The organism is Bradyrhizobium sp. CSA207, from assembly GCF_029051685.1.
Classification (GTDB): domain Bacteria; phylum Pseudomonadota; class Alphaproteobacteria; order Rhizobiales; family Xanthobacteraceae; genus Bradyrhizobium.
Map to the genome: position 1 here is coordinate 17,176 of NZ_JAACFT010000044.1, position 12,491 is coordinate 29,666.

10 protein-coding genes are annotated in these 12,491 nt (G+C 63.6%); 5 read left to right on the plus strand and 5 right to left on the minus strand.

Annotation, left to right across the window (positions count from 1 at the left end; all coding sequences use genetic code 11):
* Window positions 1-126: 126 nt before the first annotated feature.
* From GWG65_RS34870 to GWG65_RS34885, 4 genes are all read left to right on the plus strand, one after another.
* Window positions 127-687, plus strand: a complete 561-nt coding sequence (locus GWG65_RS34870) for a LemA family protein (protein ID WP_275199955.1) — start codon at window positions 127-129, stop codon at window positions 685-687.
* Window positions 688-719: 32 nt separating this feature from the next.
* The gene (locus tag GWG65_RS34875; RefSeq protein WP_275199956.1) at window positions 720-1,943 is read left to right on the plus strand and encodes a M48 family metallopeptidase; all 1,224 of its coding nucleotides are present in this window, start codon (window positions 720-722) and stop codon (window positions 1,941-1,943) included.
* A 196-nt stretch (window positions 1,944-2,139) separates the two neighbouring features.
* Window positions 2,140-2,892 carry a hypothetical protein gene (locus GWG65_RS34880; protein ID WP_275199957.1) on the plus strand — a complete coding sequence of 251 codons (753 nt, stop codon included), beginning with the start codon at window positions 2,140-2,142 and terminating at the stop codon, window positions 2,890-2,892.
* A gap of 60 nt (window positions 2,893-2,952) precedes the next feature.
* Window positions 2,953-3,621 (plus strand): hypothetical protein, encoded by a 669-nt coding sequence (locus GWG65_RS34885; RefSeq protein ID WP_275199958.1) that lies wholly within the window; start codon window positions 2,953-2,955, stop codon window positions 3,619-3,621.
* A 44-nt stretch (window positions 3,622-3,665) separates the two neighbouring features.
* Here GWG65_RS34885 and GWG65_RS34890 read toward each other — a convergent pair whose 3' ends face one another.
* From GWG65_RS34890 to GWG65_RS34900, 3 genes are all read right to left on the minus strand, one after another.
* Complete coding sequence (locus GWG65_RS34890; RefSeq protein ID WP_275199959.1) at window positions 3,666-4,205, minus strand: adenine phosphoribosyltransferase; 540 nt, start codon at window positions 4,203-4,205, stop codon at window positions 3,666-3,668.
* A gap of 9 nt (window positions 4,206-4,214) precedes the next feature.
* Window positions 4,215-6,380, minus strand: a complete 2,166-nt coding sequence (locus GWG65_RS34895; protein WP_275199960.1) for an anthranilate synthase component I — start codon at window positions 6,378-6,380, stop codon at window positions 4,215-4,217.
* A 271-nt stretch (window positions 6,381-6,651) separates the two neighbouring features.
* A complete protein-coding gene (locus GWG65_RS34900; RefSeq protein ID WP_275199961.1) occupies window positions 6,652-8,241 on the minus strand; it encodes a tetratricopeptide repeat protein in 1,590 nt (529 codons plus the stop codon).
* Window positions 8,242-8,539: 298 nt separating this feature from the next.
* Between GWG65_RS34900 and GWG65_RS34905 the strand changes: the two genes are divergently transcribed.
* Window positions 8,540-9,442 (plus strand): VOC family protein, encoded by a 903-nt coding sequence (locus GWG65_RS34905; protein WP_275199962.1) that lies wholly within the window; start codon window positions 8,540-8,542, stop codon window positions 9,440-9,442.
* A 35-nt stretch (window positions 9,443-9,477) separates the two neighbouring features.
* Here GWG65_RS34905 and GWG65_RS34910 read toward each other — a convergent pair whose 3' ends face one another.
* On the minus strand, window positions 9,478-10,152 hold the full coding sequence (locus tag GWG65_RS34910) for a dienelactone hydrolase family protein (protein ID WP_275199963.1): 675 nt from the start codon (window positions 10,150-10,152) through the stop codon (window positions 9,478-9,480).
* Between the two features lie 253 nt (window positions 10,153-10,405).
* Window positions 10,406-12,478, minus strand: coding sequence for a cytochrome b/c1 (gene fbcH / locus GWG65_RS34915; protein WP_275199964.1), 2,073 nt, complete (start codon window positions 12,476-12,478; stop codon window positions 10,406-10,408).
* Window positions 12,479-12,491: the final 13 nt, after the last annotated feature.

The window sequence follows — 12,491 nt, forward strand, 5'->3', positions numbered from 1 at the left end:
CGCTTTTGCCTTGAACTCGGATGGCTCCCGATCCGACCAAGTCTAACCTTCCCTTTGCGCTGGGGCTCTCGCTCCGCGCCAATTTGGTCTAGGCTGCGCCGCCTCAATCCCCTTCAGGAGTTCTCCATGTCGACCGGCTGGATCGTTCTCGGCGTTATCGTCGTCCTCGTGCTGTTCGCCTTCAGCGCCTATAACCGGCTGGTGGCGCTGAGCCAGCGGGTCGGCCAGGCTTTTGCCGATATCGACGTGCAGCTCAAGCAGCGTCATGACCTGATCCCGAACCTGGTCGAGACGGTGAAGGGCTATGCGTCGCATGAGCGCGGCACGCTTGACGACGTCATCAAGGCGCGCAACTCGGCGATGTCGGCGCAGGGCCCCGCGCAAGTGTCCGCCGCGGAGAACCAGCTCTCCGGCGCGCTCGGCCGGCTGATCGCGCTGTCGGAGGCCTATCCCGACCTCAAGGCCAATGCCAACTTCCAGCAGCTCGCCGGCGAGCTCTCCGACCTCGAGAACAAGATTGCGGCCAGCCGCCGCTTCTTCAACAACGCGGTCCAGGAGTACAACACCGGCATCCAGCAGATGCCCGCCGCGCTGTTCGCCGGCATGTTCGGCTTCACCAAAAAGGACTTCTTCGATCTCGGCGCCAGCCGCACCGACGTCGAGGCGACGCCGCAGGTGAAGTTCTGATTTAAGCCGCCGGGCCGGCAGGGCAGCGCGTCATGGCCGCGTATGGTCTCTACACGCACATCGCCTCGAACAAGTTTCGTTCGATGCTGCTGCTCGCCGGCCTGTTCATGCTGGTCTACGTGCTGGTCTATGCCGGCGCGCTGGTTGCCGAGGTCGTCATCAACGGCGATGGAACCGTCGCCTATTATCTGAGCCGCGCCTTCCACGACCTGATCGTCGCCGCGCCGGTCGCGACGATCGCCGCGGCCGCCTGGATCGTGATCGCCTATTTCTTCCACCAGTCGATGATCGACGCGGTGACCGGCGGCCACGACGTGACGCGGCAGGAGCAGCCGCGGCTCTACAATCTGCTCGAGAATCTCTGTATCTCGCGCGGCATCGCCATGCCGAAGCTGAAGATCATGGAGAGCCCGGCGCTGAATGCGTTCGCGACCGGCCTCAACCCGCGGCAATATTCGGTCACCGTCACCACGGGCCTGCTCAATGCGCTGAACGACAAGGAGATCGAGGCGGTGCTGGGCCACGAGCTGACCCACATCAAGAACGGCGACGTGCAGCTCATGGTGGTCGCCGTCATCATCGCCGGCGTGGTCGGCTTCTTCGGCGAATTGTTCTTCCGCCTGTTCACCAGCTTCAACTGGAGCTCCGGCTCCGGCGGCTCGTGGTCCTCTAGCTCCTCCTCGTCGTCGCGATCGTCCTCGTCATCGAGCGACAGCAAGAGCTCCGGCGGCGGCGCGGTGATCGTCATCATCATCGCGGTCGTATTGATCGTGGTGGCCTGGCTGTTGTCGCAGGTGGTGAAGCTCGCGCTGTCGCGGTCACGCGAATATCTTGCGGACGCCGGCTCGGTCGAGCTGACGAAAAATCCCGATGCCATGATCTCGGCCCTCCGCAAGATCGAGAACCGCGGCGAGCTGCCGGGCGCGACCTCGGCGGTGATGGAGCTCTGCGTCGACAATCCCCGCGAGGGCTTTGCCGATCTGTTCGCGACCCACCCGTCGGTGCAGTCCCGGGTCGACGCGCTGGTCAAGTTTGCCGGCGGCCACGATCCCGGCCCGCTGCCGCCACCCGCCGACGAAATGGAAGAGGCAGAGGCGCAGGCCGACCAGCAGGATGCCCCGCCGCCGCTGTCCCAGGGGCCGTGGAACGACGCAAGCGGCCCGGCCAGTCCACCGCCGCTACCCGCGCCAAGGCCCTCCGGAACCGCAACTGGCAATCCGATGGGGAATCCTATCGGTCCCTGGGGCCGCCATTGAGCGCATGATTTGATGCGAAGCGCGACCGGTTTCGCGGCGATTGAGAAAAACCCCGGGAATTGCCGCAACGACGTGCCGAGGAATTGAATTCTCCCTTGTTTCTGCCATGTTCGCGCCCAACAGCAGACTCGGGACATCGATTTGGGGCCCGGCCGATTGCGACCTCGCGATCGGGGGCGCGCGTTAGGGGACAGCAATGGCAAAGCCGGCAGTGGTTGTGGTGGGCGCGGACAAGGGCGGGGTCGGCAAGACCACGGTCTCGCGTACCCTGCTCGATTATTTTTCCGCCAACAACGTGCCGACGCGCGCCTTCGACACCGAGTCGCCGCGGGGAACGCTGAAGCGCTTCCACCCTGAAATCACCGAGATCGTCGACATGACGACGACCGCCGATCAGATGAAGATCTTCGATACGCTCAATGCGACGAGCCCTTCGGTAACGGTGATCGACGTCCGCGCCGGCCTGCTGTCCCCGGCGCTGGCCTCCTTGCGCGACATCGGCTTCCTTGACGCGGCCAAGGCCGGCCAGATCACTTTCGCGGTGTTCCACATCCTCGGGCCCTCGATTGCCTCGCTGGACGAGATCGCCGAGACCGCGGGCTTCATGACCGGTGCAAAATATTTCCTGGTGAAGAACTTCATCAACGACACCCAGTTCTTCCAGTGGGACCAGGCTACCTACAATTCCTACTTCCACCGCATCAAGGACGCGACCGAGCTGACCATCCCCAAGCTCAATGAAATGGCCTATGAGCAGGTCGAGGTTTCCTCCGTTCCGTTCCTGAAATTCGTCGCCAACAAGGGCATCAACGACGAAGCGGCCAACTACTCCTTCGTGCTACGCGGCTATGTCCGGCACTGGCTCGCGAACGTCTGGAGCGAGTTCGACCGGATTCGGCTGACCGATGTCGTCGGCTCGAAGTCCGGCGGCCGCAACAGCGAAAAATAGTTGCGCAACTCGGGCGGATGCGGCTGGATTGAGCGTGAATCTGCGCCGATATAGCTGTCGATGCCCGCGACGTCCCTGTACATCATCTGCTCGCCCCGCCCGCAGGTCGGCAAGACGCTGCTGGCGCGGCTTTTGAGTGAGTTTCTGCTGCTCAAGAACGGCGACGTCGCGGCCTTCGACGTCAACCTGAAGGAACCGTCGCTGGTCGACTTCCTGCCGAAGATCACCGAAACAGCGGATGTGATCGACACTTTCGGCAAGATGCAGCTGATGGACCGCGTCATCGTCGACGACGGTCTCGCCAAGGTGATCGACCTCGGCTTCCACGCCTTCGACGAGTTTTTCAAGATGGCCGACGAGATTGGCCTGCTGAAGGAGGCGGCGCGCCGCCATGTCGCGCCAATGATCCTGTTCGTCGCCGATACCGACCGCATCTCGGCCCGCGCCCATGAGATGTTGCGCGGGCAGATCCCACGGATGAACCTGATCACCGTCGACAACGAATTCATCATCCGCGGCGAGTTGCCGCCTGCGATGGCCGGCGGCCGGCTGTTGCGCCTGCCGGCACTGCCCGGCTTCCTGAAGACCTATATCGACCGGCTGAACTTCTCCTTCACCGGCTACCTCCGCCAGGAGAAGGACTCGTCCACCGAGCTGCACCAGTGGATTCGGCGCAACTATCTCGCCTTCCGCGAGCTTGAGCTCAGCCTGATCTTGCAACGGTCCTGAGGCTACAAAATTATACCCGGGCGATATTTTCCGCCCGTCGCCGCTCAATGCCCCTCGAACGTCATCAGAGTGCGCACCGGTACGTCCATTGCGCGCAGCTTGGCGGCGCCGCCGAGCTCGGGCAGATCGATGATGAAGCAGGCCGCCACGACATTGGCGCCGATCTGCCGCAGTAGCTTGACCGCGCCCTCCGCGGTCCCGCCGGTGGCGATGAGGTCGTCGACCAGGATGACACGCTCGCCGGGCTGGATGGCATCGACATGCATCTCCATCTCGTCGATGCCGTATTCCAGCGAATAGGCGATGCGCACGGTGGTGTGCGGCAGCTTGCCTTTTTTCCGGATCGGCACGAAGCCGGCCGAGACCTGGTGCGCCACCGCGCCGCCGATGATGAAGCCGCGCGCCTCCATGCCGGCAACCTTGTCGATCTTGTTGCCGGCCCAGGGATTGACGAGCTCGTCGACCGCGCGGCGGAACGCGCGTGCGTCAGCGAGCAACGTGGTGATGTCGCGGAACATGATCCCGGGCTTGGGATAGTCCGGGATGGTGCGAACGCTCGCCTTCAGATCGTGGTCAAACATCATTGGTACCTCTCAATCGACGCGCGCATCCAGCCGGAATGCGTTCTCGACAATTCGTAAACCCACCTCACCGCTGAGCGACATCAGCGATTCCGGATGGAACTGCACGCCGGCGACCGGCAGTGTCTTGTGCTCGATCGCCATGGCGACGCCGTCCTCGGTGTTGGCGGTGACGGATAACACCTCCGGCATGCTGCCCTGCTCGACATAGAGCGAATGATAGCGGCCGATCACGATCTCGTTCGGCAAATTGCGCATCAGCCGCCCGCCGCGCACCTGAACCCGCGAGGGCCGGCCATGGGCGGGATGGGTGAGTTGCCCGAGTTCGCCGCCGAAATATTCGCCGATCGCCTGGACGCCAAGGCAAACGCCGAACACCGGCAGCTTCTTCTCCAGCGCCGCATCGATGGTGTTCTTGATTCCGAAATCCTCAGGGCGTCCGGGGCCGGGCGACAGCACGAGCAAATCCCACGTCCTCTGCTTGAGCATGTCGAGCGCGTGCACGTAACGGACCACGGTGACGCTGGCACCGACCTGACGGAAATAGTCGGCCAGCATGTGGACGAAGCTGTCGTCGTGATCGATCAGCAGCACCCGCTTGCCCGAGCCCGTGGCGTCGGGCGCAAAGGCCGACAGCGGCTTTGGCGGATCGCCGCGCAGCGCCTGGAACAGGGCCGCAGCCTTGACTTGGCATTCGCGGTCCTCGGCGGCGGGATCTGAATCGAACAGACAAGTGGCGCCGACGCGCACCTCGGCGAGACCATCCTTCATGCGGATGGTACGGATGGTGAGGCCGGTATTGATGCTGCCGTCGAAATTCACCGCCCCGATCGCGCCGGCATACCAGCGCCGCGGCGAGCGTTCGTGATCCTCGACGAATTGCATCGCCCAGAGCTTTGGCGCGCCGGTCACCGTCACCGCCCAGGCGTGAGTGAGAAACGCATCGAGCGCGTCGAAGCCGGGGCGCAGCATGCCCTCGACGTGGTCGACGGTGTGGAACAGTTTTGAGTACGTTTCGATCTGCCGGCGCGCCAGCACCTTGATCGTGCCGGGGACGCAGACGCGCGCCTTGTCGTTGCGGTCGACGTCGGTGCACATGTTGAGCTCGAACTCGTCCTTCTCCGAGTTCAGCAGCTGGCGGATCTGCTCGGCATCACCGATCGCATCCGTGCCGCGCGCGATCGTGCCTGATATCGGGCAGGTTTCGACACGGCGTCCATCCGAGCGCACGAACATTTCGGGCGAAGCCGATACCAGAAATTCGCCGTCGCCGAGATTCATCAGCGCGCCGTAGGGCGACGGGTTGATGACGCAGAGCCGCTGGAACACTTCCGCCGGCGAGCGGTCGCAGGGCTCGGCGAAGAGCTGCCCGGGCACCGCCTCGAACAGATCGCCGCGGGCAAAGGCGGCGCGCGCGGTCTCGACGGTGGCCTGATATTCGCCGGGCGCGTGATCGGCAAAGCCCTGGCGCGGAGTTTTGAGATAAGGACTTTCGGCCGTCTCGCGCGGCAGGCCCGCGGTGGATTTGCCCTTCCAAGAAAAATCGTAACTCAGCACCACGCCGCGGGCGGTGGCGCGATCATAGGCGAGCAAGCGATCCGGCACGTAGAGCACGATGTCGCGCTGGTCGCTCTCTCGTGCGCGCTTCTGCACGAGGTCCTCGATCTGGAAGACGAGGTCGTAGGCAAAAGCGCCGAACAGGCCGAGCAGCCCGTCGTCATTGGCGGAGAAGGCGGCGACGAGATCGCGCACCAGCGACATCACGCTGGCGCGCCGCGTGCGCTGGTCTTCCTCGACCGGCGCATCGCCCCGGATGATGTGGCCCGACAGGCGCGAAGCGGTGGTCTCGGAGATCACCACGCAGGGCTCGCGCAGGACGTCGGCGAGGAAGGCGATCAGCACCTGCCCGCGCTCGTTGAGCGCCTCCAGCGTAAAATTGAAGCCCGTGGTCTCGAGCTTGAGCGGCGGGTCGGAAAAGCCGAGGTCAAAACTCTCGTAGCGGCCGGGCACGGTCGTGCCTGACGACAGCACCACGCCGCGGCGGCGGTCGAGCAGGCTGACGAGATCGTCGAGCCGGTTGGCGCCGCCGGAAAACTGCTCCGCCACGCGCGTGATCGCAAGACCTGCGCGGGTCACATAGTCGCTTCTGGCGGGGAGGGCAAAGACGGTCCTGTTCATGTAATCCTCTTGGGGTCCTCTTACGAGACTTGCCGAGGGAACGCCACACAGGACAAACGATCAGGCCGCCGCACTGCGTTGGCGACCTCAGACGATTTGAGAAAGGAAAATCGCACCGGTCACCTCGTTAGGAGGTGCGCCACCAAAGACGGGCTGGGCGGACGGCGATGCTCATGGGGAACTAACACCATGGCGCGGCGGCGGCGTCAAGGGCAAGACTTAGAGACCTGGCTCCCAAGAACCTGGCGCCGAGACGCCGGGGCGTTTCTTCTCAGTCCGGCAGGCCAGCCGCACGAAGGGCCGCGATGTCGGCTTCGAATTCGGTGGTATCGCTGCGAAACTGCGTCGCGATCCACCCGCTGATGGTAAAGTCCGGCACCGCCTTGAGGAGGCGGGCTGCGGCACCTTTTGCTTCGTCGTGCCGGCCGCTGCGCTCATAGGCAATCACCAAGTCCCTGCCTCCGAAGCCCGGCATCCGGGCAGAGTACTCCTCCAACGTCGCGATCGCCTCGTCCGTGCGTCCAGCGAGGCGGTAGGCATTGCCCAGAAAACTGAGGTAGAGCTGCGGGAAATGCGGGTTCAGCCGGATCGCCTTCTCAATCTGGGCGATCGCTTCCTGCGCAAGCCCAGTCGCCGTGAAAACGTAGCCTGCGAAGGTTGCGATCTTCGGCGCGCCTGGCGCCAGGTCAACGGCTCTTCGGGCTTTGCCCACCGCTTCATCGAAACGGGCTTCCATGAGGCAGGCGATCGCCGAGCTGACCAGCGCTTCCGCATTTGCTGGGTCGATCGACAGAGCCTTCTCGATGTGCATCGTTCCGCTTGCGAGGTAGGCCTTCCGATCGCCCCACCACCCGAACCGCGCATTCCACGTATGCGCAAATCCCAACATCGCGTGAAGCGCTGCGGAATGAGGGTCGTGCGCCAGCGCCCGTTCCCAATGGCGGCAGGCGATCGCCATGTCCTCGCCAGGCTTCGTCTGCCGGTCGGGCCAGAAGATAGTGGCGAGCCCCTTCACGTAGCACGCCCAGGCCTCGACGTTGGTCGTCGTGGTGTAGTACTGAAGCCGCGCTTCCTCGCCCTGCATGAAGATGACCTGCATTTCAGTCGCAAGGCGTAGCGCGATCTCATCCCGTATGGCGAAGAGATCGGAAAGCCCGCGATCGTAGCGTTCGGCCCAAATGGCGGCAGCGCGTTCGACATCGCTCAGGCGGACGGAAATTCGAATGCGATCCCCGCTCTTCTGCAGGCTGCCCTGCAGCACATAGCGCACACCGAGGTCACGCGCGATCTCCCGGATATCCGTCTCGCGTCCCTTGTAAAAAAGGGATGAGTTGTGGGCGATGACCGTCAAACCGGAGAGTTTCGAAAGGGTGTTGATGATGTCGTCCACCAGCCCGTCGGCAAAGAGCTCCCGGTCCGGTTCAGGGCCGAGATGCGCGAAGGGAAGGATCGCGATCGAGGGCCTTTCGCCGTTTCGCGGGGGTGTCGCGCCGGCTTTCTCGGGGGCCGGAGGCCTGAAGCGATAGCCAACGCGCGGAATGGTGATGATCCATTCGCCGCCTTCGGGCGAGGGCCCCAGCGCCTTGCGAAGCTGCGCGATCTGGACCGAGAGGTTGCTCTCTTCAACGGCAAGACCAGGCCACCCCACGTCGAGAAGTTCCGACTTGGTTAGGACTTCGCCCGCGCGCCCGAGCAGAGCCCTCAGCAGGCGCGCGCCCCGTCCTCCAATGGGAACGTGCTCCCCGTCCCGCGAAAGCGCACCGCTATCGCAGTCGAGACGAAAGGGTCCAAAGGTCAGGCCACGATCCTGCACGGCAAGGAGATTAGCTGCTTCAACGTCTTTTCGGAACTCCTTCGGCAAACCTTCGATACAAGCGCTTTCCGTGCCTGCACAGTCTCCCGCGTCACGGATGTTTTACACCGCAATTCGGCGGGAGAGATCGATGGTTTATTGGGACTATTACTATCTTTGCCTTATGGAAATCGAGGCCGCACGAAGGAACAGTTCGGCTGCAAGCGACCGTATTCCCCCGAAAGTCGTGTCGTCGCCGGCCCGCCTCCCCTGGCCATTCGGTGTGGCACTTCTGGTGGTTGCGCTGGGCACGATAGCCGCCGCCCTCTGGCACTCCTGAAACGTTGCCAAGGAGAGGCAGATGACTATGGCTCTTCCCACCCTCACCCATAAGCTTCCCGACAGCACGCGGCTCGGCCGCGCTCATCTCAAGGTCACGAACCTTGAGCGGACGGCTGCGGTGTGGCGGGACCTCGTTGGCCTCTCAATACTTTCGCGCGACAGCGATAGTATGGAAATGGGCGTTGGAAGTCGGGTGCTCCTGGCGTTCTGTGCCTCCGCGCGCGACGAGGCCTCGGAGGCATCCCTTGGCCTTCATCACGTTGCCCTGCATATTCCATCGGACCGGGAATTCGCGCGTGTTGCCGCCCGGCTTGGCACTGTGGGCCGCAGTTTTCGTGCCGTAGACCGCACCGTGGCAAAGGCGATCTACCTGTCAGACGACGACGGAATCGGAATTGAACTCGTACTGGAGACGCCGCATCGCGGTCGGCTGGAAGTCGTCGGCGGAGGACTGCGCGCGGTATCAGTTGGTGGCGAAATCCGTCCTGCCGCTCTGCCTCTTGATCTCCGGCCGATGGTTGGGGACTTCATCGATGCTGCGGGACTTGCCCATCCGCTTCCAGGCGGGACCGAGCTTGGCCACATCCACCTGCGCGTTCGGGATCTCGATCTGACCAATCGATTTTATGCGGATACTATCGGCTTCCTGCCGCTGCTGCAGGTCCCGGCCTTCGGTATGTACGACGTGGGGACCGCCACACGACCGCATCTTGTCGCCTTCAGCAACTGGACTGCTGCGGATGCTCCGGATGCATCCCCTGCTATGGCCGGCCTCAAGTGGTTCACAATCTCGGTTCCCTCACCGGGTGTGATCGAGGGCGTGGCGGGACGTCTGGCCGCCGGCGGCTTTCGCTTTCTCGAATCCACAAATGCTGTGCAGGCCAACGATCCCGATGGAAACAGCGTCATCGTGACCTGCGACGACTGATGCCGCCTCCAGCGATCGAACGATCTGCGATGCCCCTACCCCAAATGCTTCCGAAAAAACTCCGTCGCGCGGCCCCAGGCGAGTTCGGCGGCTTCGCGGTCGTGGACGGCCTGGCGCTGCTCGTTGACGAAGGCGTGCTCGGCGTCGTAGCGGAACAGCTCGAGCGACTTGCCGGCGGCCTTCATGGCCTTTTCGAAGCCGTTGACCAGCTCCGGCGTGCACCAATCGTCCTTGTTGGCGAAGTGGGCCTGGAGCGGAATCCGGACGTCGGCGGGCTTGGCCGCCTGCTCCGGCGGGATGCCGTAGAACACGACGCCGGCCGCAAGCTCCGGGATTTTGGTGGCGCCGATGATGGTCACGGCGCCGCCGAGGCAGAAGCCGGTCAGGCCGACCTTGGCGCCGTTGCGCGACAGATATTGCGCGGCGCCGCGCACGGTCTGCGTGGTGGCATCCATGAAGTCGAGCGAGTTCATCTCTTTATTGGCGGAATCCGTATCGTGATAGGGCACCACCTTGCCCTTGTAGAGATCGGGCGCCAGCGCATCGAAACCGGCCAGCGCAAAGCGGTCGCACAGCCCCTTGATCTGGTCCGACAGGCCCCACCATTCCTGGATCACGACCACGCCCGGCGCATTGCCGCGCGCGGCGTTGGCGAGATAGCCCGAGGCGTCCTTGCCGTCCGGACGCTTGAAGGTGATCGCGGTTCCCATGGTGTCCTCCGATGAGTTTCTGGGGAGCTGTTGGAGGTCATTTTGGCCGCAGCGAGCGCGCGGCGCAATCCACACTCTCGTCATTCCGGGGCGCCCGGAATCCATCGGGCGACGGAGTTGGTGGAGCAATGGATTCCGGGCTTGATGCTCCGGGCCGCGCTTTGCGCGGTCCCGTCGCATCGCCCCGGAATGACGACGAGCCAACAAAAAAAGCCCCCTCGCCGGGGCTTTCTCATTGTCGTTTTCGCACCGCTCAGTGCGAGTCGGCCCAGACCTTCTTCTTGGTGAAGTACATCAGGCCCGCGAAGATGATCAGGAAAATGAACACTTGGAAGCCAAGGCGCTTGCGCGCTTCCATGTGCGGCTCGGCGGTCCACATCAGGAACGTGGTGACGTCCTTGGAATATTGCGCCACCGTGGTCGGCGAGCCGTCGTCATAGGTCACCTGGCCGTCGCTGAGCGGCTTCGGCATCTTGATGGCGTGGCCCGGGAAGTACTTGTTGTAATAGGAGCCTTCCGGAATGGCCACGCCTTCCGGCACCTTGTCCTCAAACCCCTGGAGCACCGCGGCGACGTAGTCCGGACCCTGCTCCTGGTACTGGGTGAAGAAGTCGACGATGAACCAGGGAAAGCCGCGGCCGTAGGAGCGCGCCTTGGCGATCAGCGACAAATCGGGCGGCGCCGCGCCGCCGTTTGCCGCACGCGCCGCCTGCTCGTTCGGGAACGGCGAGGGGAAATAGTCGGCCGGCCGGCCCGGACGCTCGAACATGTCGCCGGCATCATTCGGGCCATCCTTGATCTTGTAGTCGGAGGCAAACGCCGTCGCCTGCGCCACCGAATAGCCGGGGCCGCCGGCTTCCGCGAGGTTGCGGAAGGCGATGTAGGACAGGCCGTGGCAGTTGGCACAGACCTCCTTGTAGACCTTCAGGCCGCGCTGCAGCGCGCCGCGGTCAAACGTGCCGAAAGGGCCCGCGAACGACCACTTGTTGCCGGGCGGCTTGTCGTTCCCTTCGGACGCCCTCGCGCTGTCGATCGAGCCCGCGAACAAGGCACCCGCCAGCGCGAGCACGATCGCGGTCGACACCATCGGCGTCGACTTGCTGCCGGTCTTGGCGAGCACCGCGTCGGCGATCGAGTTCGGCACCGGCCGCGGCGTCTCGATGCGCGAGAGCAGCGGCAGCACGATCAGAAAGTAGGCGAAGTAGCAGAACGTCAGGATCCGGCCGGCGATCACGTAGATGCCTTCCGGCGGCTGCGCGCCGAGATAGCCGAGCAGGACGCAGACCACGACGAAGATCCAGAAGAACTGCTTGGCCAGCGGACGGTACTTCGACGACTTGGTCTTGGCGCTGTCGAGCCAGGGCAGGAAGCACAGGATGATGATCGCCGAGAACATCGCGATGACGCCGGCGAGCTTGTTCGGGATCGAGCGCAGGATCGCGTAGAACGGCAAATAGTACCATTCCGGCACGATGTGCGGCGGCGTCACGCCCGGGTTCGCGGGAATGTAGTTGTCGGCGTCTCCGAGATAGTTCGGCATGTAGAAGATGAACCAGGCGTAGAGCAGCATGAAGCAGGCGACGCCGAACATGTCCTTGATTGTTGCGTGCGGCGTGAACGGCACGGTGTCCTTTTCCGTCTTCGGCTCGACGCCGTCCGGATTGTTCTGGCCGGCGACGTGCAGCGCCCAGACGTGCAGCACGACCACGCCCGCGATCAGGAACGGCAGCAGATAATGCAGCGAGAAGAAGCGGTTCAGCGTCGGGTTGCCGACCGAGTAGCCGCCCCACAGCAGCGTCACGATGCTCTCGCCGGCATAGGGAATGGCGGAGAACAGATTGGTGATGACGGTGGCGCCCCAGAAGCTCATCTGGCCCCACGGCAGCACGTAGCCCATGAAGCCGGTCGCCATCATCAAGAGGTAGATGATGACGCCGAGAATCCAGAGCACCTCGCGCGGCTCCTTGTAGGAGCCATAATAGACGCCGCGGAACATATGGATGTAGACGGCGACAAAGAACATCGATGCGCCGACCGCGTGCATATTGCGGAGCAGCCAGCCGTAGTTCACGTCACGAACAATCAGCTCGACCGACTTGAAGGCGAGATCGGCGTGCGGCGTGTAGTGCATCGCCAGGATCACGCCGGTCAGGATCTGGATCCCGAGCATGAAGGAGAGGATGGCTCCGAAGGTCCACCAGTAGTTCAGGTTGCGCGGGGTCGGATAGGCGACGAAGGAGGAATGGATGAGACCAAAGATCGGCAGGCGCCGCTCGATCCATTGCAGCGCCGGGTTGCTCGGCTGGTAGTCGGATGGTCCGCTCATGATGCGATCCTGA

Coding starts and splice junctions, on each gene's coding strand:
- GWG65_RS34885 (WP_275199958.1), top strand. CDS start 2,953: ATGCCCGCGACGTCCCTGTACATCATCTGCTCGCCCCGCCCGCAGGTC.
- GWG65_RS34910 (WP_275199963.1), bottom strand. CDS start 10,152: ATGGGAACCGCGATCACCTTCAAGCGTCCGGACGGCAAGGACGCCTCG.
- GWG65_RS34890 (WP_275199959.1), bottom strand. CDS start 4,205: ATGATGTTTGACCACGATCTGAAGGCGAGCGTTCGCACCATCCCGGAC.
- GWG65_RS34870 (WP_275199955.1), top strand. CDS start 127: ATGTCGACCGGCTGGATCGTTCTCGGCGTTATCGTCGTCCTCGTGCTG.
- GWG65_RS34905 (WP_275199962.1), top strand. CDS start 8,540: ATGGCTCTTCCCACCCTCACCCATAAGCTTCCCGACAGCACGCGGCTC.
- GWG65_RS34880 (WP_275199957.1), top strand. CDS start 2,140: ATGGCAAAGCCGGCAGTGGTTGTGGTGGGCGCGGACAAGGGCGGGGTC.
- fbcH (WP_275199964.1), bottom strand. CDS start 12,478: ATGAGCGGACCATCCGACTACCAGCCGAGCAACCCGGCGCTGCAATGG.
- GWG65_RS34875 (WP_275199956.1), top strand. CDS start 720: ATGGCCGCGTATGGTCTCTACACGCACATCGCCTCGAACAAGTTTCGT.
- GWG65_RS34895 (WP_275199960.1), bottom strand. CDS start 6,380: ATGAACAGGACCGTCTTTGCCCTCCCCGCCAGAAGCGACTATGTGACC.